The sequence below is a fragment of the Pseudomonas fluorescens genome (genome assembly GCF_902497745.1).
Lineage (GTDB): Bacteria > Pseudomonadota > Gammaproteobacteria > Pseudomonadales > Pseudomonadaceae > Aquipseudomonas > Aquipseudomonas fluorescens_BM.
Genome location: NZ_CABVHJ010000026.1, coordinates 67,479 through 91,077 on the forward strand (window position 1 = coordinate 67,479; position 23,599 = coordinate 91,077).

Here is a 23,599-nt window from a genome sequence, read left to right on the forward strand (position 1 = left end):
TCATCTTGATAAAGAAAGGCTCGGTCTTGAGATTAAATCGCTTGAAGCTGTGATCCTTGTCAACAAGGATAGAGTGGATAAAAAACTTTCTAATCCGAGCTCTGAGGTTGTACTAGAGGGACTGGGGAGGATTCGGGATGGTTTAGCATTGATTGTCGATGCTGCCAATGTGAAAGTCTCTGAGCACAATCGTCTTGTAGCGAGCTTCGCAGCTGAACAAAGCAAACTCACTGGAGAAGTGTGGAAGTACATCGTTGAAGCTGAGCTTAAAAGTACGTTAACCGACTACACGTCCGCGAAGGATAGTTTGCAAAAGTCCATTGTTGGCATCGCTTTAAGTCGGGACAAGGCACAGGATAATATCAGCGCTGCTGAGGTCGAGATTGACAAGATTGAAACAGAACTGACAAGTGTGAAGCCGACAGTAATTGCAATAAATAGAATCCTAAGAAATTTCGGGTTTCGTAGTTTTTCACTCGATCCGGCCTGCTTAGGTAACTCCTACAGGCTAATCCGAAGTGATGGTAAAGACGCCAAGCAAACTCTTAGCGAAGGAGAAAAAACCTTTGTAACCTTCCTTTATTTCTACCATCTGCTTAGAGGCAGTACCACGGCATCAGGCATTACGAGTGATCGGGTTGTAGTTATTGATGATCCAGTTTCAAGTCTCGATAGTGATGTGCTTTTTATTGTCAGTAGTCTGATTAAAGAGTTGTTTTCGGAGGTCAGAAAAAAGAGCAGTCATCTCAAACAGATTTTTGTGTTGACCCATAACGTCCATTTTCACAAAGAAATAACCTACGATCAAAGGAGGAAGTCAGAGACCTCTCTCAGTGATGAAACCTTCTGGATCGTCCGTAAACCTGGAAATTACTCTATAGTCGAATTTCATCCGAGCAACCCCATCAGAACGTCCTATCAATTGCTTTGGGCAGAGTTGAAGAAAACTCCTGTTCCAGCGCTTACGTTACAAAACACCATGCGAAGGATTTTGGAGAATTATTTCAAAATCTTGGGGGGTGTCGATACTTACGTTCTAGTCGAAAAATTTGAAGGTATCGAAAAAGTACAGTGTCAGTCCTTAATTAGCTGGGTCAATGACGGCTCGCACTACGCTCCTGATGAGCTATATGTGGCTATCGGTGAAAACATGGCAGCCAACTATATGAGGATTTTCTTTAAGATCTTCAAGGCCGCTCAGCATGACGCACACTACAAAATGATGATGGGCGATGATTATGTAGATCTAGAACCGGATGAACTTTCGGAGGATGCTCAAGATGGCATTAGCATAAATGGCGATGGTGATTTTGTCGTTAGCACTGCTGATGCCCAAGTCCTACCCATACACGTCCCGGTCTTATTCGATATCCCTGCCGACGAACAGGTTTCTATATCGAATGCTCCTGTATCGGTTGGGGGCAATCCAAAGATTGATCCGGATATACCCTTCTGAATACTATGAAGATTCGAAAAAAGAGGTGAAGCTACTTTTAGAAATAGGCCTCACCTTTCATGGAGCTAAAAGCGCCAGACCACCATAATCTAAAATGGTCTGGCGATATTCCCAAGTGGTTGATAATTAGAAAAGTGTTCGTCGGCGGGGGCGGGGGCGGGGGCGATGCGGTTGCGAGTTAATTGGATAAAGGACGGATGGGGTTTTTGTATTGCGGCATCTTCTGAGTGAACCACAACTGATCAAGATCCTAGCGGCACTTTCAGAGCCATTCAACGACTTCCCGGTCGAGTATGATTTTGTCGCGGATAAGGTAAGAGGCGTCGACCCTGACGTCCTATACGAAATTCTTTATGCAGAGGTCGCGCCGGTGTGTTTCACCAATCTTGTGGCCGCTGTACCTTCGGTGTGGACAGGCTTCGACCCCGAAACTCTCAGAGAGTCGATTGAGGAAAGGTTGGCTGCGAGAGAGCGTAATTGGTTTCGTCGGCAGTTCGACAAGGTGCTGGTGCGTTGGTTGAAATACAACTACGCCTACATCTGGAAGGAGATCGCCAGTAGGCTGTAGCTTGCAGAACAATGTGGGTTCACAGAGGCATTGTCTCGATGCCAAACATAGTTAAGAAATGGTCCTGTTCCGAATTTTCAGTATTCCATCTGTGTCTATTTTTTGGTGTTATCGCTTTGCGCATGTTTCGATGTCGGCTTGAGTGGTTATCTCTGAGTCGATGCCTAATCTGTATTTACAATAATCGATGATGTCTTGTCGCTGCTCGTTCGTGAGTTTTTCTATACGTCGATAATTTCCGTCATTCGCATGAATGTTGAAAAACTGCATTCGAAAGGTCGGATGCTTTTTGATGAAATATATTCGAGTGATTTCGCTGTCTGAAACTTCGTTGTAGAAGCCTGTATTCAGAATAAGCAAAAGCGAAATTAGAGAAGCGAACATCAAATATCTCATACCGGCCTTGGCTTGAGTGGTGGTAATCATTCTGTCTTCGTGCGTATGTCTGATCAACCTCCATGACGGCATCCCAACCGTCATGGAGGATTTTTCGTTACTCCGTCGGCACTACGTTATCCAACGCCCGATTCACCGCCAACTCCCCAAGCATTACCACCTGCGCAATGCCTTGCAGTGTCTTGCGTGCCGGTCCGTGAACAAGTCCGATTACATCCCCAAGCATCACCGATGCCGAGCCGAGTGACTCACTGGCATTCACCAGCAATTCCTCAGTCTTGGTTTTCGGGTTGGCGATAAACATTGTGTTGGTTTGGTACGGAGTGAGCATGATTTCCGGGGCAGGGCCGAGGTAGTGGGAGAGGGCGCGGTCGACGGCTTCGTTGAATTTCTTGGCGTCTGGGGATTCGTCGCCCGCAATCGGATCGGTTTCTGGCGGATTCGGTGTGATCTTGAACATGATGTAACTCCCTTGTGTCGCTTAAAAGGAGCCATCACCCACTCGCTACCAAACGATGGGTGGCGGCCATGCACAGGTTGGTAGACCGGGACACAAGGAAAACCGGCGCGCTCGAAAGCGCCCTGCGCATGACCACCATAAAAGCCAGGCGAAGACTTTCGCCAATAGTGAAATTGCGCACCTTGTATACACGGGCTACCAAACCCGATCACTGCTATTCAGTGACCGACCCACAATAGAACCCGCATCCAAGGCGCACAAGCCGGCGGATTCTGGCGTAGTCGTAGGCAACGGCGCAAGGCGTTGTAGGTTGGGACGACGTAACTTGGGGTGTCTTTAAACAAAGTCCAGGAATTGCTTCAACAGGGCAGTTTGAGTTGTTTTTGCGATGTCTTCGGAGAGTGGATGAGCGGGGGCCGTTTCGCGATCCATCGGGGGCAAGTCCTCTCGCTACAGGGGGGACTTAATTCGCCAGCGAAATCAGCGTGTCGATGATATTGATCGGCACATAAATCAGCGTAACCCCCGCATACGCTTTACGCGACCGAGCCACAAACGCGCCAATCGGCAACACAATCATGATCACATCCAGCAAACCCCAAAGCGCCACCGGCGATGCCTCAAACAGCGTGACATTGACGATCAGCCCCAGGCACAGATACGTGGACAGCGACAGCAATGCATAGCGCCCATCCTGTTCGAAGTACACGCGCAAACCGTTCTGCTCATCCTCACTGCGGCTCGGCAGCAGCAACGCCGCCGTGACGAACAGCGACAGTGTCAGCATCACCAACAGTAGAAATTCGAGAAACGAGAAGGTCTGTTTCACCGCCGACAGTGCGTTGACGGCCCACCAGAATTGCAGCTGCATGGTAAACAGCATCACCGCCCAGACCAGTGCCACCCAATCTGGCTTGGCGACGCGGCGGATGCGGAACACCGTTAATGCACCGAGCAGGAGGCGGGTGACGGAGAGCCCGAGGATCATTGAGAGGACGGTGGCGACGATTGGAAAGTTGCTCATCTTGCCTCTCGTGAACTCGGTTTTGGCTGTCAGGGTGTTTTGGGCAGACTAGGTGCGGCGGGTAGGACCGTCAAACGGGGCTGTGCAGTTAGGTTGGCGGAAAACGGCTGTAGAGCCTTGCTGCGCGGAGGTAATGGATTAGGATGCGCGAAGGCTGGAATGGATCTTCTCGACTAAGGATGTGTGTTTATGGAATCTGCTTTTTCGCAAGTCACGGAGCGTTTGAACAACCGCCAGTTTTCCGTGGCGAATAACGCTCAGGGCTTGTCCGATGCGCGCACGGTGTTTCATTACTTCGTGGAAGGCGCGGCGGTTTGGGGGACTTATGCGGGTGGGCATATTCGCATAGGTAACCAGGTCGGGCGGGTGACCGGGCCGGACAGTATCGAGCTGCTTTATCAGTGCATCACCACGGATGGCGAGATCCGCGCGGGTTGGTCGCGAGGCGTGGTGGGAATTGATGAGGCGGGGCGGACGACGTTGCGGTTTGTGTGGGGGTGGTTGTCGGGGGCCGAGGGTGGCGGGGAGTCGAGTTATGTTGAGGTGGTCGCGTAGCGCTCAAGGTTTCTTGCTTGTTCAGCATTGAACGCATCTTGAGATTCAATCACGCCGTGGTTCTGCTTTCTTCCGGAAAGCAAAACGCCCAAGGGTTTGGCGTGTCCTGGATGGTTAGGACCGCTTACTGCCTTGGGCGAGATGGGCGCAGATTAAGTGGGGGCAATGTAGACGTCAACTCTTCGCCATCACATCCCACGTCCGCATCACCTGCGTAATCGCCGCATCAATACTCTCAATCGGCGTGTTATCCCGAGCAAGGATGGAAATCCCCTGCAGGAAACTGTCGAACACGGTCGCCATGGCGGCGGCGTTCGTGTCCTCCGCTAACAATCCCTCACTCACACCACGCTCGACACACGCCACAATCCCGGCGCGGGTTCGTGCGCGGGAGTGGGTGAGGGCTTGAGCGACGTGGGCGTTTTCCGGGCTCGGGGCGCTCATGACGCCGAGGGTTACCATGCAGCCTTTCGGGTGGCCGTCGTCGCATTGCATGCGTGCCGATTGGCGCAGGGCGGTTTCGATGGCTTGGCGTGGCGGCAGGTTTTCATCCCATAGGCATTCGGTGACTTGGGCGAAGGTCGTGAGGTAACGCTGCACGCACTCATCGAACAAGGCTTCCTTGGAGCCGAAAGCAGCGTAAAAGCTTGGCGCGGAAATGCCGCCACCCAGTTCAGCCTTCAACAGTGAAAGGGACGTCGAGTCGTAGCCGTGTTGCCAGAACAATTGCATGGCCTGGTCGACGGCGTCGTCGCGATCGAATGCGCGGGGGCGGCCGGTTCTGGCCATAGCTGAAACTCCTCGGAAAGTGATCTGGATACTAGTCGATACATAAGTCGTTGACAACGTGCCTCGGCTGCCGCCAGTATTTTATATCGATCGGTACGCAAGTCTGTATTTCCAAACTCAAGGAGTTTCCCGTGACACCCTCAATGACTCTATCGGCAGCGCCAAAACGCCTGCCCATCGGCGCCTTGCTGGCGCTGGCCATGACCGGTTTTATCTGCATCGTCACCGAAACCTTGCCCGCCGGGCTGTTGCCGCTGATCAGCGACGGCTTGGCGATTTCGCCTTCGATGGCCGGGCAGATGGTCACCGCGTATGCGCTGGGCTCGGTGCTGGCGGTGATTCCGATGACCATCGCCACGCGCGGCTGGCGTCGGCGCAATGTGCTGTTGCTGACCATCGTGGGTTTTCTGCTGTTCAATTCGATCACGGCGTTGTCGTCCCACTACGGCGTGACGCTGGTGGCGCGGTTCTTTGCCGGGGTTGCGGCGGGTCTGGCGTGGAGTCTGTTGGCTGGTTATGCGCGGCGGATGGTCGAGCCGGATCAGCAGGGTAAGGCGTTGGCACTGGCGATGGTCGGTACGCCGATTGCCTTGTCACTGGGCGTGCCGCTCGGCACTTGGCTGGGTGGCCTCGTCGGGTGGCGCACGACGTTCGGATTGATGTCGGCCCTGACTTTGATGCTGATCGTTTGGGTGTTGGTGAAGGTGCCGGACTATCCACCACAGCCTGCGCATCAGCGCCTGTCGTTACGCAAAGTGCTGACGACGCCGGGCGTCCGGCCGGTGCTGGCAGTGGTAATCAGCTGGATGCTGGCGCACAACATTCTCTACACCTACATCGCACCGTTTGTGGCGCCGGCGGGGCTGGCGGATCGAGTGGACCTGGTGTTGTTGGTGTTTGGTCTCGCGGCGTTGGCGGGGATCTGGCTGACCGCGAAACTGGTTGAGCCGCTGCTGCGCAAAACGGTGTTGGTGAGCCTGGCGATGTTTGCACTGGTTTGCGTGGTGTTTGGCTTTTTCGGGCGTATGCCGGAGGTGATTTACCTAGGCGTGGCGGTGTGGGGATTGAGTTTTGGCGGTGCGGCGACCTTGTTGCAGACGGCACTGGCAGATGCCGCCGGTGATGGCGCCGATGTCGCGCTGTCGTTGAATGTGGTGGCGTGGAACAGCGCGATTGCCGGTAGCGGGGTGGTCGGCGGGGTGTTGCTCGACCGCTGGGGCGTCGCCTCGTTTCCCTGGGCCATGGTGGTGCTGGTGAGCGTGGGGTTTGCCATTGCCTCCGGCGCTCGGGTGCATGGGTTCAGATCGGGGCCGCGTGTTGCTGGAGCGGTTGGGGTTGCCGGGCACTGATGCCCGGATGCGCGCACTGCGTGAGCCTCGAGGGCGACCATGGCACGCTTAGCGATTTTGACCTGAATCTGAATGTCGTCAACGTCGGCAACTAGCCAGAAGCGTCTCATCTGAAACCGTGGCTTTGCAGCCATGTTATGGTCTCGAAACCAAAAGAAAGCCCACGGAATTCAATCATGGAACTGGTTCGACTCACTCCAGCGGAATATCACACCAACGACAGCTACTGGCGACTTTTCAAGGCTGAAGATGGTTCTGTCTACATCCTCGTTGAATGTGAAGCGTCTTTTGTGGGGTACCAGTCCATGATCAAGCTCAACGCCGAGGAAATGCGTGACTACCACGGTTTGGGCTGGTTATCGATTCAGCATCTGGCTAACCGGATCAATTATTTTGTCAGTGATTACAGCGGCCGAAGGATTACGGGTGTGTTGCTCGATGAAGCCAATCAGGTTTCAGCGCGTCAGTAGTTCTATTGGCTCAGCCCCTTGGAATCCGCCAACCCGCCCTCATAACCATCGCTATACCCAACACCCCGAAGAGGAACGACACGCCATGACCACTCAAACCGAAACCGCCATCCTCGCCGGCGGCTGCTTCTGGGGCATGCAGGATCTGCTGCGGCGCTATCCCGGCGTGTTGCAGACTCGCGTCGGTTACACCGGCGGCGACGTGCCGAACGCTACTTATCGCAACCATGGCGACCACGCCGAGGCCATCGAAATCACCTTCGATCCTGCGGTGATCAGCTATCGACAGATCCTCGAGTTTTTCTTCCAGATTCACGACCCAAGCACGCCAAACCGTCAGGGCAACGACCTCGGTCGCAGCTACCGTTCGGCGATTTACTACCTCAGCGAAGAACAACGCGACATCGCCGAGGACACGGCTGCCGATGTCGACGCCTCAAAACTGTGGCCGGGTCGCGTGGTCACCGAGATCGAACCGGCGGGGCCGTTCTGGGAAGCGGAGCCGGAACACCAGGATTACCTCGAGCGCATTCCGAATGGCTACACCTGCCATTTCATTCGCCCGAACTGGAAGCTGCCGAAGCGCGCGTGAGAGGTGCACGCCGCTCATTTCGCGCCACTTCAGTGGTTGCGAGGCTGAATGAGTTTCCGACTTCGCGGGCAAGCCCGCGAAGAGGCGAGTGCCCATGGCGCCGTTTTAACCCTGCGCTTGATTCTTCAAATCATCCAGCGCATCGATGATCGCCTCATCGCTGTCGGCCATTGCATCTCGCATATCTTTAGCGAGGGTGCTCTGGATGGGGACGTGATCGAGCAGTGTCGCCATTAATGCCGGCTGACCTGCTTGAGCCAGTTCCAGAAGGGGTCGTTCGATTCGCTCACATCCATGCACGCTGTACCGCGGACCAGATCCGCTGCGCGCGCCGGTATGCTCAGCCCGAGCGTTCGCTCGACGTGGCTTCGCAACAGAAGAGGCGGAGGAGGGTAATCGTCTTCGGCGTATTCTTTTTCGCGTACTTCATCCGGGGTCAGTTGAAACTGCTCCGGCCAGCAGAGCTCGTCGTAACCGATAGCCAGCAGCCTCAACAAGTCTTCAATCGTGTCGGTCAGGACGCAAAGCATCGTTGACCCGGATCCTGATCCCAGATGGACGAATCGCTGTTGCCCGCTGTCGTCCAGCCACAGCCCGGCCCATGAGCCGTCCCCACCGGTTCTGAGGAACAGGGTCAGGCGCTGGTTTACGTCAGGATCATCGCTGTTAGTCCAGCGGGCGGTGTCGGCAGGTACTGGCAGGTAAAAAGCGGTTGTCGCCACATCGCTGTGTGCAGGGTCCGGATGCAGCGTCATATAGCGCGTGCCATCGCGGTGACTGCGCACGCAGCCATGTTCTTCCAACAACTCAATTGCTTGGCGAAGGCGTGCGGGCAGCGGATTGCCCGCAGGAAAAGCGGCCGCCATTTCATCGCTGAAGTTCATTCATTTCCTGACTTGGTGGGCATTGGAGAGGGTTGTGTTCCGGTTCAAACGTCGTCGTTTTAGCAAATCACCGACTCTCTGAAATCACACGACTCATGTATTGATTCAAGTCGCGAAAGTCCTGAACGCTCCAGGCGTGCGGCGCGATTTTTATGCCGTTGTCCCGCAGGGTTCTTGGAATCAGGTCGCCATTGGGACGAAGAATGATCGAGGAGACGATGACGCCTGGATAATCATGCAGTCGCTTTTTGAAGATGGCTGTTGTCAGGTCAGGTGTCGGCGGTTGGCTTTTATTCGCCAAGGGGCCTGTTGCCTTGATATCTGCTCCATGGCACACCGCACATCGCTGTAAAAAAAGATTTTTGCCATTGGCGTTATCGGCGAAGGACAAAGATGTTTGAGTTATCGACAAAATTGCAAGCGAAGCGATGAGCAATACTTTCATTTTTCACGTTCCTTGTGGCGGACCGGTCAACCCGGTCCACATTTTACGATCACTCAGTTTTCAAGCGTGAATCCGTGTTTCCAACCCGAACTCATGGGATTTGCGATCGCTCGGTTTTGGCAATCGCCGCGATCAAGTCAGCAAGTCCGGCCGTGACCTCGGCGGTCTCGTCCAGAACCCAGGGTCCCGGTTTATGTTCAATCACGCTTTACCAAACCCCAGAAAAGAACGCAGTTTATTGCCCCACTTGCGCTCATAGAAGGGCTTGGTTTCCCTGAGAAAGTAATCACTCAGGCCGGCTTCACCTTGGGATACCCGGCACAAATCAACCGGCTCGCCCTGCGGTGCGGTATCCCCGGCAACATTGCCCGCCTCACGCATAACCCGCTCAATATCGCCGTCCGCCTCGATGCCCACGATCAAGTGCGGTTTTTCGTCCACCGAGGTGTCATGCATCAATGCCAGAAACCCGCGCTTCACATTGGAATGTTTGGCGAGCAGTTGCGTGAGCGAGTGGACCATTTGTGACGGGTATTCGGCAGGCTGGCCGAGCAGCACGTTGGTTTCTTTCTCGACCGTGCGTTGCGTGGCGGTCTGGCCAACGGCATCGGCGAGCAAATTGTGCACCTCTTGCGGGACGAACTCTTTGCCGTACGGCGACTTCGGATTCAGACAGAGCAGGGCGCCCAGTGTGATTTCGAACAACGATCGGGCGGGTATTTCGAGGTAGGTCTGCTCGCTGTCGATGGACTGTTGCAGGGTTTGCAGTGACGAGAAAAACGGGATGACCGGGGTGCCGTCCGGTTTTTGCCAATGGGCGATGCTGATGTTGCTGCCGGCTTGGAGATTGCCGTGGCCGTCTGCCTCTCCGGCGGTGCCGAGAATGTAAACGTTCGAATTCAACAGGGTGTTGAAAAACTCCGGACGATGTGCCGGTTCGTCGGCCGCCCGTTTGAGGCTTTTTTCCAGCAGGTTTTCTGGTTGGGAATCCATGGTGTTCATCCGTGACTCGTTCTGAAACAGGGCATAGAACATTTACATCGACGCGTGTTCGGCTGACGCCTTCGCGGGCAAACCTGTTGCCAAAGGTTTGTGTATAGATCACAAAATTCGGGTATAGCGCAAATTACTGTGGGAGCTTGCCTGCAAGCGATGACGGTAGGTCAGTTAGCTTCTTTGTGACAGATTCGCCGCCATCGCCAGCAGGGCAGGTGTCAGAGCAAACTCCACGAAACCCCGACATAAACCCCCATCCCTTCACCCGGCGTAGACCGCGCCGCATCCAGCCCTTTGTCGTCATACCCCGGCGTTACCGTGGCGGCATAGTGCTTGTTGGTCAGATTGCGCATATCCACCCAACCCTGCCAGTCACCCTTCGGCGCGTTATAACCCAGCGTCGCGCCAAACAGTGCGTAAGGATCGGCGTAGTAGCTGTTGGCATAATCCACGGCAACCTTGGAAACCAATTGCGTATTCACTGCCGCAAAGAACCCCTGCGGCCAGTCGTAACGTAATTCGCCCTGGTAGTAATGCATTGGCAGACCGGGCAGGCGGTTGTCGCCAAAGCGATCATCATCGCGATAGTGGAAATCGCTGAAGGTATACGCCTGACGCAAGCTCAATTGGCGGCCATCATTAGCCGACCAGAGTGTGCTGTTGAGGCTGGCTTCGATGCCTTGGTGCACGGTCGGGCTTGCATTCAACTCATACGGCGTAACAGCCGTGGCATCCGGCAGCACCGACAGCAATTCATGCCGCACCTGCGTGTAGTACCACGCCAGACTCCATTCGCCGACAGCGCTCTCACCACGTCCGCCCAGCTCCAGTGTGGTTGCGGTCTGGTTCTGCAGTTTGATCGGGTCTTTCTGCGTGCCGGTCGCGGCGCCGCTGCCAGTCGGGAAGCGCACGTTGGAGCTGTAGATCAGCGACCACGGGTGCGGCGCCTCAACCGAGCGGCTGAGGTTGCCGAACACTTGCAGGTCCGGGCTGATCTGATAGCGCAGGCCGAGGCGCGGTGCGTAGTCCCAGTCGTTCATGCTGGTTTTACCGCCGCTTTGCGGGTAGGTCACGGCGCTTTCGCGGCGGGTGTAGATAGCGGCGAGGCCGGTGGTCAGCCATAGGTCGTCGGCGATTTCCAGGTCATTGCCGAAGTGCAGGACGGTGTCCGAACCCTGATAGGTGAAGTTGCGCATGCGCGTGCCGGGCACGTAGCTGGCGGTGTTGCCGGAAGGGACACGCACGAATTCGCTGGCGCCGTCGTTGGGCAGGTGTTTGGTCACGCGCAGGCCGACGTTGCTGCGGCTTTCCATGCCGAAAATCGTGTCACGGCGTTTGTAATCGAAGGTGCCGCTGACGTCGGTGTAGGCGACTTTCAAGCGGTTCGGGCCTTCGCGCAGGTCCATCGGATAATCGTGGTAGACGAGGCCGGTCTGGATGCTCGAATCGTCGTCGATGTACCAGGTGGTCTTGTTGCCGATGAAGGTACTGCCCGGCTGTTTGCGGCTATCGTCGCGCGCCACATAGGACGGATTGGCTGCCCGGGGCGAGTGTTCGATGGAGTGCTTGGTCACACGGCCGGCGAGGTCGTTGTCGGTCTCGCGGTAGCGGATATAGAAGCGGGTTTCCAGGTTCGGGTTGAAGCGATAGCCGAAGTTGGCGATCACGCCTTTGCTCTCGCTGGCGGTGTGATCCTGATAGCCGTCGGCGTTGGAGTCGGTCAGCGACACGTAGTAATCGAAGTCGCCGAGCACTTGCCCGGAACTGACCTGACGCTGCTGATAGCCGTGGCTGCCGGTGGCGTAGCGCACTTGCAGTTTCGGCGCGTTGTAGCCGGTGTGGCTGACGTAATCGATGGCGCCGCCGAGTGCCAGCGAGCCGCGATCAAAACCATTGGCGCCGCGCAAAACTTCAACGTGCTCGACCCACAGCGGCTCGAGCAATTCGTAAGGCGTGCCGCCCGGGCCGGTCAACGGCAGACCGTCGAGCATCGTGTACAGCCCCGACGCATGGGCGCCCGGCGCGCGGTTGATGCCCGAGCCACGCACCGAGATTTTCACGCCTTCGTTGCCCGCCGACTGCGCATAAACCCCCGGTTGATACGCCAGCACATCCTGATTGCTGGCCACGCGACCCTGCAACGGGTGACGCATGTCGACCACGCTGGTGCCGCCGGGCACCTGACCGAGGCGGGCCTTGGCTTCCTCAACAGAAACATCACTGCCGTTGCGATCCTCGGCCGAAATCAGTACTTGCCCCAATTCCATACCTTGAGTCTCGGCCATCGCCGGGCAGGCGAGCGCCAGGCCGAGCAGGGCGGTGGGCAGGGATTTGGACGCGGGCATCGAAAAACTCCAGGCAGGCAAGAACGGGCAATGAACAGTGCGACGTAACAAAGAACGAACGAAACACATGGCAATTTGGCTTTTTGCCCGGCCATGGCAAACGGCACGTCATGAACTAACCTCACGTGTCTGGTGTATCCCGTCAATCAACACTCTGTTTCTGCATTTATTGGAGAGAGGCCAAGGTCATGGCAAAAGGCAAAAAGAAGGCCGCCACGGCGCCTGAAAGTCCGAAATTGAAAAACAAGGATTACCTCGAGCATTTGCGCAAACTGCACGTCGAACTGGTCAAGTTGCAGGAATGGGTGATTGCCAAGGGCGTCAAGGTCTGCATCGTTTTCGAAGGCCGCGACGGCGCTGGCAAGGGCGGGACCATCAAGGCGTTGACCGAGCGCGTCAGCCCGCGTGTCTTTCGCGTGGTGGCGCTGCCGGCGCCGACCGATCGCGAGAAAAGCCAGATGCACGTGCAACGTTATCTGCCTTATCTACCGGCGGCAGGCGAAGTGGTGATCTTCGATCGCAGTTGGTACAACCGCGCCGGTGTCGAGCGAGTGATGGGCTTCTGCACCGACGAGCAGGCCGACAAATTCCTCAAATCGATTCCCTGGGTCGAACACGCCATCGTCCAATCGGGAGTGATCCTGCTCAAGTACTGGCTGGAAGTAAGCCCTGAAGAGCAGACCCGCCGGCTTGAGGCGCGAATCAACGACGGGCGCAAGACCTGGAAACTTACACCGATGGACCTCAAGTCCTACAGCCGCTGGTACGACTACTCACGGGCGCGGGACGAAATGTTCAAATACTCCGACACTGAACATGCGCCGTGGCTGGTGGCCGACTCCAACGACAAACGCCGCGCACGGCTGAACATCATCACTGATGTGCTCAGCCGCATTCCGTATGAGGATGTGAAGCGCGAGAAGGTCGAGTTGCCGAAACGGCAGAAGCCGGGCAAGTACCGCGATCCGGATTATCCATACCGGCGCGTGGCCGAGAAGTTCTGAAAAACCACCCCAATTCCTGTAGGAGTGAGCCTGCTCGCGATAGCGGTGTGTCAGCCAATATCTTCGGCGCAGACAAACCGCTTTCGCGAGCAGGCTCGCTCCCACAGTATTCGGTGGTGTATCCATGTTTACTGATCAGCGCAAACCCTGTGGGAGCTGGCTTGCCAGCGATGAGGCCAGCCCAGTCAGCATCTGTATGACTGACCCACCGCCATCGCTGGCAAGCCAGCTCCCACAATGATCACCAATGCTCCACTGTTTCTGACCAGCACCGATCCCTGTGGGAGCTTGCCTGCAAGCGATGGCGGTGGGTCAGCCAATAGCTTCGGCGCAGACAAACCGCTTTCGCGAGCAGGCTCGCTCCCACAGTATTCGGTGGTGTATCCATCATTGTTGATCGGCAAAGCGCTTTAGAAGCAAACAGTCCATCCGTCGACTGCGCTGAACCACTGGGATCTCACGTCTTTCTATCAAGGAAGTCCTTCACGAGATCTTTCCCCGATGTTCGATCACCGCAAACAAGAAAAACTGGCGGCATGGCGAAAACTGGCGACGCAAGCGCAGATGCGTCTGGACCCGGAAGAACAGTACGACGAACTGCTCACGGCCGCCGATGAAATGGAGGAGCAGGGGCTGATCACCAGCGCCGAGTGGCGGCAGCTGGTGCGGGATGCGGGCAATGTGTTTACCGGGGACACGCGGCGAACAAACGGTTGACGGCGCTACGAACGGCGTCAGCGCTTGATCCGCCCTGTAGCCGTTCAGGTCACACGACCTTTCTTCGCTTTCAATTGTACGCCTCTGGAGTCCTGCAACAGCCGCGCAAACGCGACTTTGTCGATCGGCCGACTCATGAAATAACCCTGCACCTCATTGCACTGATCGACCCCGAGAATATCCAGTTGCTCCTCGGTCTCGACCCCTTCGGCGGTCACCGTCAGGCCCATGGCTTTGCCCAGACCGATGATCGCCTGCACCACCGCGCGATCATTGGTACCGCTGCTGATCGAGGCAATGAAGCGCTTGTCGATCTTGATCCCGTCGAAGGGATAGGCGCGCAGGTAACCGAGGGACGAGTAGCCGGTGCCGAAGTCGTCCATGTTCAGGCGCACGCCGAGTTCTTTCAGGGCATTCATCGTGGTCAACGCGCCGTCGGTGTCGTTGAGCATCACGTTCTCGGTGATCTCCAGTTCCAGGCGACTGGCCGGGAAACGGGTTTGCACCAGTACTTCGCGAACATCCTCGACCACATCGCTGACGGCAAACTGCGCGGGCGACAGATTCACCGACAGCAGGATGTCTTCCGGCCAGCCCAGCGCGGTTTCGCAGGCTTCACGCAACACCCAACGGCCGAGCGGGACGATCAGATCGGTCTGCTCCGCCAATGGAATGAACAGGTCCGGGCCGAGCAGGCCTTTGGTCGGGTGTTGCCAGCGCACCAGCGCTTCGACCGAAACGATGTGCTTGCCATCGACCTTGTAGCGCGGCTGATAGTGCAGGATGAATTCGTTGTGCTTGAGCGCATGGCGCAGGTCATCTTCCATTTGCCGGCGGGTCTGGATCTGGTCGCTCATGTGCGCTTCGAAATAGCACCAGGTGTTCTTGCCCTCGGACTTGGCCTGATACAGGGCGATGTCGGCATAACGGATCAGATCGCTCGGCGCATAACCGTGGCGCCGGCTAAGCGCAATGCCGATGCTGGCGCCGATGTGCAGCGGATGATGTTCGAAGACCACCGGCTGATGCAGGCTGCCGATCAGGCGGGTGCAGAACTTGTCGATTTCGTGATGGCTGTCCATGCCATTGAGTACCACGATGAATTCGTCGCCGCCCAGACGCGCGACGATGTCCAGTTCGCGGGTGCATTCACGCAAGCGCACGGCGACTTCCTGCAGCACAGCGTCACCCGCCGGGTGGCCGAGTGAATCGTTGATCGGTTTGAAGTTGTCGAGGTCGATCATCAGCAGCGACAGCGGTGGCGCGTGTTCCTTGAGCAGCAGCGCTTCATCCAGATAACGCGCAAGCTTGTTGCGGTTGGGCAGGCCGGTGAGGGCATCGTGCATCGACAAATGCTGAATCTGCGCATGGGCGGCAACTTCGTCAGTGATGTCGCTGGCGGTGCCGCGATAACCGACGACTGCATGCTGCTGGTAAATCGGCCGGGCCGACAGTCGACAGTGGCGTTGCTGGCCGGCGTGGTCACGGTAGGTGCAACGCAAGTCACAGGCGCTGTCTTGCTCGGTGAGATTCCTCAGCCACAGTTCCAGTGGTGTGGTGTCGCAAAACAGCAATTGGCCGATGTCCTGGCCCAGCCACAGGGTTTGCGGGTAACCGGTCACTGCGCTGAAGCGCGCCGACAGATACGTCAGCGCCAGGGCGCGATCGACCTCCCAGATCCAGTCCGACGCGGCTTCGGCCACTGCGCGAAAGCGTTCTTCGCTCGCTTCGAGCTCACGGTTGGCGTTTTCCAGCGCTTGATTGGAGGTTTGCATGACGGCAAAACTCTGGTCGACGTACTGCGATGAACGCAAGGCGTGACGAAAGAAGTACGCGGTCAGCAGCATCAGCACCACAATCGTCGCGCCGAGTGGCGGCAGCAATGACCACAGTAAATGTTGTCCGGGCCGTTCCAGATCAGCGATCAGGCTGTAACCGGTGCTGTCCAGCGGCACGCGAGGGCGTTTCGGGTCGAGCGTATCGTCCAGTGCCAGGGACAGGTTATTCAAGCCGTAACCGCTGCCGATCAGGCGCAATTTGGTCGGCGTGAGTTTGTCGACGAACACCAGCACCGAAGAAGTCTGCGGATCGCCGAGTGGCCGTTCATCGTTGGGAATGATCGCCGCCGCCGACACCAGCGCCGGCCAGCCTTCGAAAAGTGAATAGCGGCTGACCGGCTTGGTCAGATCACCTTGGCCCAACACTTGATCCAGTAACTCCGTGGCGCTTACCTGAACGAACGCAGACAGCTCGGCATCGACCATTTGCCCGCGCACCACCGCGTAACGGGTGCCTTCGCGGTTGAGGACGAACACGCCGTCATAGCCGTCACTGGTGAACAGGGTTTTGCCGAGGTTCTGCTCGGTGTAGGCCCAATCGGTATCGACCTGACCGCTCAGATGCTCGTAGGCGGTGGTCCAGTAGGCGTAGCTGGTGATGTAGTTTTTCGATGCGGTGATGCGATTTTCTAGCGCACGAGCGGAGTAAAAGCGGGTTTTGTTGATCTCGTCGTTGTCGAGGCGTTCGGCAATGCCGAGCAAGGCCACGGTCGCGGCAATCACGCCGCTGACAAACAGCGCTCCGACTGCGAAGGCCAGGCGCCGGGTGACCGCGCTCTGGCGTGGTGGAAGCGGGGCTGCATAGCTGGAAAGGTCCATGTGCTCGTCCTTGATCCGCTGTCTTCTGAATCTAGAACCACGGCGTGGGCGCAATGTTCAGATTCTTCTCGGCGACTGCTCTGAAAGCGTAGTGAACCCCGCGTGATTTGTCTTCCCAAGTGCAGGACGCCGATCAGCGGCGATTCCCGAAAGGGCAAGACTTCCCGCGCAAAAACCGGATAATGGCCGCCATTCGTTTAGCCGTATTCTGGTAATCCCGCATGGAAATCAAGGTCAACTTTCTCGACAACCTTCGACTTGAAGCCAAGTTCGACGACTTCACGGTGATCGCCGATCAGCCCATCCGCTACAAGGGCGATGGTTCGGCACCGGGGCCTTTCGACTACTTTCTGGCGTCGTCGGCGTTGTGTGCGGCTTACTTTGTGAAGTTGTACTGCGACACCCGCAGCATTCCGACTGAGAACATTCGTCTGTCGCAGAACAACATCGTCGACCCGGAAAACCGCTACAACCAGATCTTCAAGATCCAGGTCGAATTGCCGGCCGATATCTCCGAGAAGGATCGTTTGGGCATCCTGCGTTCCATTGATCGCTGCACGGTAAAGAAGGTTGTGCAGACCGGGCCGGAATTCATCATCGAAGAAGTCGACAACCTCGACGCCGATGCCCAGGCGCTGTTGATGCCGGTTGCCGGTTCGGACGCGGGCACCTTCATCGCCGGCAAGGACCTGCCACTGGAGCAGACCATCGCCAACATGTCGGGCATTCTGGCCGATCTGGGCATGAAGATTGAAATCGCCTCGTGGCGCAACATCGTGCCTAACGTCTGGTCGCTGCACATTCGCGATGCGCATTCGCCGATGTGCTTCACCAATGGCAAGGGCGCGACCAAAGAGGGTGCACTGGCCTCGGCATTGGGCGAGTTCATCGAGCGCCTGAACTGCAATTTCTTCTACAACGACCAGTTCTGGGGCGAAGAGATCGCTAACGCCGAGTTCGTCCACTATCCGGACGAGCAATGGTTCAAGCCGGGCCCGAAAGACGAGTTGCCGAGCGAGATTCTCGACGACTACACCCGGAAGATTTACAACCGTGACGGCGAATTGCGTGGCTCGAACCTGTTCGACACCAACTCCGGCAACACCCAGCGCGGTATCTGCTCGCTGCCGTTTGTGCGCCAGTCGGACAATGAAGTGGTGTACTTCCCGTCCAACCTGATCGAAAACCTTTACCTCAGCAACGGCATGAGCGCCGGCAACACCTTGGCCGAAGCGCAGGTGCAGTGCCTGTCGGAGATCTTCGAGCGCGCGGTCAAACGCGAAATCCTCGAAGGCGAAATGGCCCTGCCGGACGTGCCGCAAGAAGTACTGGAGAAATACCCGAGCATCCTCGCTGGGATCAAAGGCCTGGAAGAGCAGGGCTTTCCGGTGCTGGTCAAAGATGCGTCGCTGGGCGGTGAATTCCCGGTGATGTGCGTGACCCTGATGAACCCGCGCACCGGCGGCGTGTTCGCCTCGTTCGGCGCACACCCGAGCCTGGAAGTGGCGCTGGAACGCAGCCTCACCGAGCTGTTGCAGGGCCGCAGTTTCGAAGGCCTCAACGACTTGCCGCAGCCGACCTTCTCCGGCCAGGCCGTGACCGAACCGAACAACTTTGTTGAGCACTTCATCGACTCCAGCGGTGTGGTGTCGTGGCGTTTCTTCAGTGCCAGACCGGACTTCGAATTCGTCGAGTGGGACTTCTCAGGCCAAGGCGAAAACTCCAACGCCGAAGAAGCCGCGACGCTGTTCGGCATCCTCGAAGACATGGGCAAAGAGGTCTACATGGCGGTCTACGAGCACATCGGTGCCAAGGCCTGCCGCATCCTCGTGCCGGACTACTCGGAAATCTACCCGGTCGAAGACCTGATCTGGGACAACACCAACAAAGCCCTGCAATTCCGTGCCGACATTCTCAATCTGCACAACCTGAGCAAAGTCGGCCTGCGCAACCTCGCCCAAGGCCTGGAAAACAGCGAGCAGGACGATTACACCGAGATCACCACGCTGATCGGCGTCGAGTTCGACGACAACACGCCGTGGGGCAAGCTGACCATTCTGGAACTGCGCCTGCTGATCTGTCTCGCGTTGCAGAAATACGAGCAGGCCAAAGACCTGGTGGAAGCGTTCCTGCAGTACAACGACAACACCGTCGAGCGCGGCTTGTTCTATCAAGCGGTCAACGTCGTGCTGGAGATGGAGCTGGACGAAGATCTGGAACTGGAAGACTACGAGGCTAACTTCCGCCGCATGTTTGGTGACGAGCGTATGGACGCAGCGATTGGTTCGGTTAACGGCAGCGTGCGTTTCTACGGTTTGACGCCGACCAGCATGAAGCTGGAAGGACTGGATCGGCATTTGCGTTTGATTGAGAGCTATAAGAAGTTGCATACGGCGCGGGCGAATGTGAAACAGGGCTAAGACTGTTTCACATTGAGTTTGGCGGTGGATTCACCCCTCATCGGAACGCCGCCCGCCCAGCCCTCTCCCCGAGGAGAGGGAGCTGATCTGTGAGCTTTTCAAACCAGAGTTCGACTCGATATTTCAGGTCGGCGTATTTCAACCAAACACCTCGGTCAGTCCCCTCTCCCTCTGGGAGAGGGCTAGGGTGAGGGGCTTTTGCTTTTTCGCCCATGCGCCGAATCCGCCAGTTGCCCTGTATCGACTCGCACAAACACCGAGTCACCCACCGCCGTCAGCACTTCCCCGGCAAACACCTCACAGATCACCCGCGTTTTGCGCCCGATCTCACCCTCGACTTTCGCGCGCAGAGTCAGCGTCACGCCCATCGGTGTCGGCTTGATGAACTTGATCCCAAGGTTACCGGTTACACAGTCGATGCGCGGCAGGCTGTCGGGTTCGCGGTTTTCCGCTCGGTAGTGGTACGCCATCGCCGTCCAGTTGGAATGGCAATCAACCAGCATCGCAATCAGACCGCCGTAGACCAGATCCGGCCAGCCGCAGTAATTGGCGTCGGGCAGGTGTTCGGCGATCACGTGCACGCCGTCTTCGTGCCAGTGGCTTTTGACGTGAAGGCCGTGCGGGTTGCGGCCGCCGCAGCCATAGCAGACGCCTTCGGGGGCGGCGAGGTCTTGCAGAGGCGTATCGAGGCTGGACATGGTTTTTATTATCCTGGAGTGGTGAGTCCGGTCAGGCGCAGGCGATTGCGCCCGCCGCGTTTCGATTCGTAGAGGGCGGTGTCGCCTTGTTCGATCAGTGCCGTCAGGCTGGCGGGCGGGTTGTCGAACAGGCTGGCGCCGATGCTCAGGGTCACGGCAGCGGTGGTGGGGAATGTCTGTGTGGTCATGCTCAGAAACTGCTCGCGTAAAGCGTTACCCAACTCCATGACGCGCTCACTCGATGCGTCGTTGAGCAGAATGACAAACTCATCGCCGCCCAGGCGCGCCGTCAGCGCATTACGCGGCAGCACCGAGCGGATCATCTCGCTCAGGGCGATCAGCAAACGGTCGCCGGCGGTGTGACCGTAATGGTCGTTGACCAGTTTGAAGTTGTCGATGTCGATCAGTAGCAAGGCGCCGGGATGCTCCGGCGAAACGTGTTCGAGCAGGCGCGGCGCACGCTTTTCCAGAGCGCGGCGGTTGTAGAGGGCGGTCAGTGGATCGCGCTCGGCAAGCCGGGCGATCTGTTTTTCCCGGCGGTAACGTTCAGTACCGGTCATCGACAAGGCGATCAACATGATAGCCATCGCGCCCTCGACCAGAGAAATCTGGATGATCTCGCCACGAAACGCCGCCAGATCGATCAACGTGCCCGGGATCACCACGGTCAGGGCTTTGGCCACGTAGAAAATCCCGTGACCGAGCAGCACGTAACGCAGTTGCACCGCACCGACGCTCAACGATTTGCCGTGGGGGCGCAGCAGCGAACTGGCCTTGAGGGTCGACAGCGCCACCAGCAGCGAATTGGCCGCGAGCATGACCTTGGACCACAACGGCCCGTCCGGCAACAACAGCATGACCAGCCAGGTGACGAAGATCAGGTACCAGGCCGGCGACAGGCGTATCTGGGTGAAGCGCGCCACACCGAGCAGGAACAGGAAATGCGCGGTCACCAGCAAGCCGTTGGCGAACCAGATGCCGATCAGCAGAAAGCCGCTACTGCGCAGCAAGGCCAGGGTGGAACCGACGGTGATGGTGGCGAAACCGGCGCTCCAGAACAGTAGCGAAGGCTCACGAATGCTGCGCCACTCGATCGCCAGATACAGCGCAGCGGCGGCTGCGAGGGCGATGGAAATGGTCAACATCGTAGGTGGGTCGAGCGGCATTTCTTGATGAGCCTGTCTGATTGGCAGTTAGACCGGCGATTGTAAGCGTTCGGGCGGTTTTTTCGCAGAGGTCGCGTTGCCGCGCAGACCATTGGCAGCGGGGAGGGCGCGGTTGCTCGCCGCCACCCTGACCACTGCGCCGATCGGTCATTGCTCCGGTGCGAGCCAGGTGTCGACGACTCGACGATCCAGTTCTTCCCAATAAGCCATACCCAGCACGCGGGTGGTGTTGAGCCCGCGCAGGTAACCGCGCAACTGATTGGCGGTGTCTGTGATCAGTTGCGGGTCGGTGAGGTTTTTGTCCAGCAAGATGCTTTCGTACTGGACCAGGTACTCGGCCACGCGCTCGCGGAAGTCGGGCAGAACGGCGTCTCGGATCAGGTCAAACGTTCTCAAGGAAGGTTCCTCATTGGTCTTTTTCTACTTGTATTGAGTGTGTATCAGTCTGCACGTCGCGCAACTATTGCTAGAAGTAATAGTGACCATCAAGAAACGCAAGTTCTGCTTTGTCGGCAATCGGCGGAAAATCGCCTCCATCGAACACGCCGCTCAAGGAATCTGCGCGATGAAGACAATGACCCGACTGGCTTTGGTCGCCCTGCTGGCAGGCGGCGCACTGTTCACAGCACCGACTTACGCAGCCGAAACCGGGTCGTGTCACTTCCAGACCCTCACCGGCAGCAGCGCGACGTTGCAGCATTCGCAAACCGTCGGCGTGTTGCTCAGCGAGAATACCCTGGACAACCTGCAATACCTTGAGCGTTACCACGACATGGCGGTCAACGGCGCGAAAGATGCGCTCGACTCGCGGATTCGTGAAGCCTTTGTCAGCAGTTCCGATCCGGAACTGGCCATCGACTGGCTGGTGAGTTCGCTGCAACAACAGTTCTTGTCGGTGACCGTTTACGACAACCTGGATGCGCTGGTGCAGGCCCATCCGGACGTGGTGGTGAAGCTCGACACCTTCAATCGGCTGCTGACCCAGCGTAACAGTCTGGTCGAAGCGCGGTTCACCGCGCGTTTCTACGACGCCGACCTGCAATACATCGGCAAGGCTGAAGGCGCCGTCGAGAAACAGCTGCCTTCGGTGTGGGTGCATAACCAGGCGGCGCCGGCCATTGCTGCGCAGATCGACAGGCAGCGTGACTTGCAACTCAACGCCTTGAAGCAATTTGATGTGTCGCTCAAGGCGCTGGTGGCGTCGAGCTGAACACTTAAAACATAAATGGCGACGGCGGCTCCGTGAGGCTGAACCGTTGCCGGTTGAACCGAACCTTTATTTTCAGGATTTTACCGATGCGTCTTTTATTCGTGCCTGCCATGGCTGTCGCTTCTTTGTTGCTCGCCGGTTGCGCTTCGGCGCCGAACAATCCGAGCCTGACTTTGCAGACCAGCAAGACGCCTGCGCAGTACGCTGACTGTGTTGTGCCGAAGCTGCAGGGCAGTGCGTTGAACCCGACGGTTTCGCAGACTCAGCGTAGTTATCGGATTGTGGTGCCGAGCAAGGTTTCGGCTGACAACGTGCTTGAGGCTTACAAGGCGGGTAGTGGCGGCAAGGTGTTTATCTACGAGCGGCATTTGTTGGCTTCGAATCTTTTGCCTTCGAGTTTTGAGCGGGCTGCGCAGGATTGCATCTGATTTTGGCTTTTGTACGTATTTGACTGAGCTCCTTTGGTTGGCCGCAACCAACCAATTTTTTGCCTCGCGCCCTTATGTGGTTGCGGGGCTTTTTTTTGGCTGTTTTTTGGGCTTGGCGGCCTTTGGGCCGACCATGCTCGGGGTGTTCTTTGTGAATATCCGTTGGTGCGGTGATGGCTTATTACGGTTTCGCCCTTACGGCGACTCACTTTTTTTCAAACGCCAAAAAAAGTAAGCAAAAAACGCTTGCTCCTACGTGCGGCCCGCTCGCTGGGGCTCGGGGTTCCTTCGCTGCGGGATCGATCCGGGCGCAGCGCCTACGGTTTGCTTCGCTGCACCTCCTCTCGCTGTGTTTGGCTTCGCCAAACGGTCGCTGCGCTCCCACGCCCGGATCAATCCCTCCACTCAGCCTTCCGACGTCGCCCGTGGATCAAGATCAAAAGCTGCAGCCGAGCTAACGCTCATCCTGTTGAGTGGTGAGAAGCGAGGGCGGGTGCGGCTTTTGATTTGTTTCTGTGTTTGAGTATGCCTCGGTATTCCACGTCGGTGTACCTCTACCAATCACCTCGGTCAGTTCCCTCTCCCTCTGGGAGAGGGCCAGGGTGAGGGGCTTTTGATTTGTTTGAGAGTTCGAGTGCGGCTCGATATTCCACGTCGGTGTATTTCTATATATCACCTCGGTCAGTTCCCTCTCCCTCCGGGAGAGGGCCAGGGTGAGGGGCTTTTGATTTGTTTGAGAGTTCGAGTGCGGCTCGATATTCCACGTCGGTGTATTTCTATAAATCACCTCGGTCAGTTCCCTCTCCCTCTGGGAGAGGGCCAGGGTGAGGGGCTTTTGATTTGTTTGAGAGTTCGAGTGCGGCTCGATATTCCACGTCGGTGTATTTCTATAAATCACCTCGGTCAGTTCCCTCTCCCTCCGGGAGAGGGCCAGGGTGATGGGCTTTTGATTTGTTTGAGAGTTCGAGTG

The 23,599-nt window shown here is 57.1% G+C and carries 25 protein-coding genes; 12 read left to right on the forward strand and 13 right to left on the reverse strand.

Features of this window, described 5'->3' with window-relative positions:
- Together F8N44_RS31925 and F8N44_RS28370 are read left to right on the forward strand one after the other, a co-directional pair.
- On the forward strand, window positions 1–1,456 hold a 1,456-nt coding region (locus F8N44_RS31925; protein WP_224794827.1), incomplete at its 5' end, for an AAA family ATPase.
- 211 nt (window positions 1,457–1,667) lie between these two features.
- A complete protein-coding gene (locus tag F8N44_RS28370) occupies window positions 1,668–2,024 on the forward strand; it encodes a hypothetical protein (protein WP_150652658.1) in 357 nt (118 codons plus the stop codon).
- Between the two features lie 493 nt (window positions 2,025–2,517).
- On the opposite strand, the gene F8N44_RS28380 is transcribed toward F8N44_RS28370, so the two are convergent.
- Both F8N44_RS28380 and F8N44_RS28385 read right to left on the reverse strand, forming a co-directional pair.
- A complete protein-coding gene (locus F8N44_RS28380) occupies window positions 2,518–2,880 on the reverse strand; it encodes a DUF6124 family protein (RefSeq protein WP_150652659.1) in 363 nt (120 codons plus the stop codon).
- A gap of 463 nt (window positions 2,881–3,343) precedes the next feature.
- Window positions 3,344–3,904: a hypothetical protein gene (locus F8N44_RS28385; protein ID WP_150652660.1), complete on the reverse strand. Its 561-nt coding sequence runs from the start codon at window positions 3,902–3,904 to the stop codon at window positions 3,344–3,346.
- A 189-nt stretch (window positions 3,905–4,093) separates the two neighbouring features.
- Here F8N44_RS28385 and F8N44_RS28390 point away from each other — a divergent pair, with 189 nt between their 5' ends.
- A complete protein-coding gene (locus F8N44_RS28390; protein ID WP_150652661.1) occupies window positions 4,094–4,459 on the forward strand; it encodes a hypothetical protein in 366 nt (121 codons plus the stop codon).
- Between the two features lie 174 nt (window positions 4,460–4,633).
- Here F8N44_RS28390 and F8N44_RS28395 read toward each other — a convergent pair whose 3' ends face one another.
- Window positions 4,634–5,248, reverse strand: coding sequence for a TetR/AcrR family transcriptional regulator (locus F8N44_RS28395; RefSeq protein ID WP_150652662.1), 615 nt, complete (start codon window positions 5,246–5,248; stop codon window positions 4,634–4,636).
- A gap of 131 nt (window positions 5,249–5,379) precedes the next feature.
- Here F8N44_RS28395 and F8N44_RS28400 point away from each other — a divergent pair, with 131 nt between their 5' ends.
- The 3 genes from F8N44_RS28400 (at window position 5,380) to msrA (ending at window position 7,659) form a co-directional block, all read left to right on the forward strand.
- Window positions 5,380–6,597 carry an MFS transporter gene (locus tag F8N44_RS28400; protein WP_150652663.1) on the forward strand — a complete coding sequence of 406 codons (1,218 nt, stop codon included), beginning with the start codon at window positions 5,380–5,382 and terminating at the stop codon, window positions 6,595–6,597.
- Window positions 6,598–6,773: 176 nt separating this feature from the next.
- On the forward strand, window positions 6,774–7,067 hold the full coding sequence (locus F8N44_RS28405) for a hypothetical protein (RefSeq protein WP_150652664.1): 294 nt from the start codon (window positions 6,774–6,776) through the stop codon (window positions 7,065–7,067).
- A gap of 85 nt (window positions 7,068–7,152) precedes the next feature.
- Window positions 7,153–7,659 (forward strand): peptide-methionine (S)-S-oxide reductase MsrA, encoded by a 507-nt coding sequence (gene msrA / locus F8N44_RS28410; protein WP_134177190.1) that lies wholly within the window; start codon window positions 7,153–7,155, stop codon window positions 7,657–7,659.
- 105 nt (window positions 7,660–7,764) lie between these two features.
- Here the strand turns inward: msrA and F8N44_RS32055 are convergent, their stop codons facing one another.
- The 5 genes from F8N44_RS32055 to F8N44_RS28430 form a co-directional block, all read right to left on the reverse strand.
- A complete protein-coding gene (locus F8N44_RS32055) occupies window positions 7,765–7,893 on the reverse strand; it encodes a hypothetical protein (RefSeq protein WP_263597114.1) in 129 nt (42 codons plus the stop codon).
- Window positions 7,893–8,543 (reverse strand): hypothetical protein, encoded by a 651-nt coding sequence (locus tag F8N44_RS28415; protein ID WP_150652665.1) that lies wholly within the window; start codon window positions 8,541–8,543, stop codon window positions 7,893–7,895. Before F8N44_RS28415 ends, F8N44_RS32055 begins: the two co-directional genes overlap by 1 nt.
- 67 nt (window positions 8,544–8,610) lie before the next feature.
- Complete coding sequence (locus F8N44_RS28420; protein WP_127928262.1) at window positions 8,611–8,988, reverse strand: c-type cytochrome; 378 nt, start codon at window positions 8,986–8,988, stop codon at window positions 8,611–8,613.
- Window positions 8,989–9,189: 201 nt separating this feature from the next.
- Entirely contained in the window at window positions 9,190–9,981 is a 792-nt protein-coding gene (gene sseB / locus F8N44_RS28425) for an enhanced serine sensitivity protein SseB (protein ID WP_191630964.1), read from the reverse strand.
- Between the two features lie 221 nt (window positions 9,982–10,202).
- Window positions 10,203–12,329: a TonB-dependent receptor family protein gene (locus tag F8N44_RS28430; protein ID WP_150652667.1), complete on the reverse strand. Its 2,127-nt coding sequence runs from the start codon at window positions 12,327–12,329 to the stop codon at window positions 10,203–10,205.
- Between the two features lie 188 nt (window positions 12,330–12,517).
- Here F8N44_RS28430 and ppk2 point away from each other — a divergent pair, with 188 nt between their 5' ends.
- Window positions 12,518–13,333: a polyphosphate kinase 2 gene (gene ppk2, locus F8N44_RS28435; RefSeq protein WP_150652668.1), complete on the forward strand. Its 816-nt coding sequence runs from the start codon at window positions 12,518–12,520 to the stop codon at window positions 13,331–13,333.
- Between the two features lie 501 nt (window positions 13,334–13,834).
- The gene (locus tag F8N44_RS28440; RefSeq protein WP_150652669.1) at window positions 13,835–14,050 is read left to right on the forward strand and encodes a hypothetical protein; all 216 of its coding nucleotides are present in this window, start codon (window positions 13,835–13,837) and stop codon (window positions 14,048–14,050) included.
- A 44-nt stretch (window positions 14,051–14,094) separates the two neighbouring features.
- Here the strand turns inward: F8N44_RS28440 and F8N44_RS28445 are convergent, their stop codons facing one another.
- Window positions 14,095–16,707, reverse strand: coding sequence for an EAL domain-containing protein (locus F8N44_RS28445; RefSeq protein ID WP_150652670.1), 2,613 nt, complete (start codon window positions 16,705–16,707; stop codon window positions 14,095–14,097).
- 221 nt (window positions 16,708–16,928) lie between these two features.
- Between F8N44_RS28445 and F8N44_RS28450 the strand changes: the two genes are divergently transcribed.
- Entirely contained in the window at window positions 16,929–19,127 is a 2,199-nt protein-coding gene (locus F8N44_RS28450; protein ID WP_150652671.1) for an OsmC domain/YcaO domain-containing protein, read from the forward strand.
- A 182-nt stretch (window positions 19,128–19,309) separates the two neighbouring features.
- Here F8N44_RS28450 and F8N44_RS28455 read toward each other — a convergent pair whose 3' ends face one another.
- The 3 genes from F8N44_RS28455 to F8N44_RS28465 all read right to left on the reverse strand — a co-directional run bounded on the left by F8N44_RS28455 (window position 19,310) and on the right by F8N44_RS28465 (window position 21,387).
- Window positions 19,310–19,825, reverse strand: a complete 516-nt coding sequence (locus F8N44_RS28455; RefSeq protein ID WP_150652672.1) for a PaaI family thioesterase — start codon at window positions 19,823–19,825, stop codon at window positions 19,310–19,312.
- 8 nt (window positions 19,826–19,833) lie between these two features.
- Window positions 19,834–20,991, reverse strand: a complete 1,158-nt coding sequence (locus F8N44_RS28460) for a GGDEF domain-containing protein (protein ID WP_150652673.1) — start codon at window positions 20,989–20,991, stop codon at window positions 19,834–19,836.
- 147 nt (window positions 20,992–21,138) lie between these two features.
- Window positions 21,139–21,387, reverse strand: coding sequence for a hypothetical protein (locus tag F8N44_RS28465; protein ID WP_127928245.1), 249 nt, complete (start codon window positions 21,385–21,387; stop codon window positions 21,139–21,141).
- A 169-nt stretch (window positions 21,388–21,556) separates the two neighbouring features.
- Here F8N44_RS28465 and F8N44_RS28470 point away from each other — a divergent pair, with 169 nt between their 5' ends.
- The 3 genes from F8N44_RS28470 (at window position 21,557) to F8N44_RS28480 (ending at window position 22,864) form a co-directional block, all read left to right on the forward strand.
- Window positions 21,557–22,201 (forward strand): ATPase, encoded by a 645-nt coding sequence (locus F8N44_RS28470; protein WP_150652674.1) that lies wholly within the window; start codon window positions 21,557–21,559, stop codon window positions 22,199–22,201.
- A gap of 86 nt (window positions 22,202–22,287) precedes the next feature.
- Complete coding sequence (locus F8N44_RS28475) at window positions 22,288–22,629, forward strand: hypothetical protein (protein WP_150652675.1); 342 nt, start codon at window positions 22,288–22,290, stop codon at window positions 22,627–22,629.
- Between the two features lie 37 nt (window positions 22,630–22,666).
- The gene (locus F8N44_RS28480) at window positions 22,667–22,864 is read left to right on the forward strand and encodes a hypothetical protein (protein ID WP_150652676.1); all 198 of its coding nucleotides are present in this window, start codon (window positions 22,667–22,669) and stop codon (window positions 22,862–22,864) included.
- Between the two features lie 219 nt (window positions 22,865–23,083).
- On the opposite strand, the gene F8N44_RS31455 is transcribed toward F8N44_RS28480, so the two are convergent.
- The coding region (locus F8N44_RS31455) for a hypothetical protein (RefSeq protein WP_191630965.1) at window positions 23,084–23,599 on the reverse strand (516 nt) is incomplete at its 5' end.

Coding starts and splice junctions, on each gene's coding strand:
- F8N44_RS28380 (WP_150652659.1), bottom strand. CDS start 2,880: ATGTTCAAGATCACACCGAATCCGCCAGAAACCGATCCGATTGCGGGC.
- F8N44_RS28385 (WP_150652660.1), bottom strand. CDS start 3,904: ATGAGCAACTTTCCAATCGTCGCCACCGTCCTCTCAATGATCCTCGGG.
- F8N44_RS28390 (WP_150652661.1), top strand. CDS start 4,094: ATGGAATCTGCTTTTTCGCAAGTCACGGAGCGTTTGAACAACCGCCAG.
- F8N44_RS28395 (WP_150652662.1), bottom strand. CDS start 5,248: ATGGCCAGAACCGGCCGCCCCCGCGCATTCGATCGCGACGACGCCGTC.
- F8N44_RS28405 (WP_150652664.1), top strand. CDS start 6,774: ATGGAACTGGTTCGACTCACTCCAGCGGAATATCACACCAACGACAGC.
- msrA (WP_134177190.1), top strand. CDS start 7,153: ATGACCACTCAAACCGAAACCGCCATCCTCGCCGGCGGCTGCTTCTGG.
- F8N44_RS32055 (WP_263597114.1), bottom strand. CDS start 7,893: ATGGCGACACTGCTCGATCACGTCCCCATCCAGAGCACCCTCGCTAAA.
- F8N44_RS28415 (WP_150652665.1), bottom strand. CDS start 8,543: ATGAACTTCAGCGATGAAATGGCGGCCGCTTTTCCTGCGGGCAATCCG.
- F8N44_RS28420 (WP_127928262.1), bottom strand. CDS start 8,988: ATGAAAGTATTGCTCATCGCTTCGCTTGCAATTTTGTCGATAACTCAA.
- sseB (WP_191630964.1), bottom strand. CDS start 9,981: ATGGATTCCCAACCAGAAAACCTGCTGGAAAAAAGCCTCAAACGGGCG.
- F8N44_RS28430 (WP_150652667.1), bottom strand. CDS start 12,329: ATGCCCGCGTCCAAATCCCTGCCCACCGCCCTGCTCGGCCTGGCGCTC.
- ppk2 (WP_150652668.1), top strand. CDS start 12,518: ATGGCAAAAGGCAAAAAGAAGGCCGCCACGGCGCCTGAAAGTCCGAAA.
- F8N44_RS28440 (WP_150652669.1), top strand. CDS start 13,835: ATGTTCGATCACCGCAAACAAGAAAAACTGGCGGCATGGCGAAAACTG.
- F8N44_RS28445 (WP_150652670.1), bottom strand. CDS start 16,707: ATGGACCTTTCCAGCTATGCAGCCCCGCTTCCACCACGCCAGAGCGCG.
- F8N44_RS28450 (WP_150652671.1), top strand. CDS start 16,929: ATGGAAATCAAGGTCAACTTTCTCGACAACCTTCGACTTGAAGCCAAG.
- F8N44_RS28455 (WP_150652672.1), bottom strand. CDS start 19,825: ATGTCCAGCCTCGATACGCCTCTGCAAGACCTCGCCGCCCCCGAAGGC.
- F8N44_RS28460 (WP_150652673.1), bottom strand. CDS start 20,991: ATGCCGCTCGACCCACCTACGATGTTGACCATTTCCATCGCCCTCGCA.
- F8N44_RS28470 (WP_150652674.1), top strand. CDS start 21,557: ATGAAGACAATGACCCGACTGGCTTTGGTCGCCCTGCTGGCAGGCGGC.
- F8N44_RS28475 (WP_150652675.1), top strand. CDS start 22,288: ATGCGTCTTTTATTCGTGCCTGCCATGGCTGTCGCTTCTTTGTTGCTC.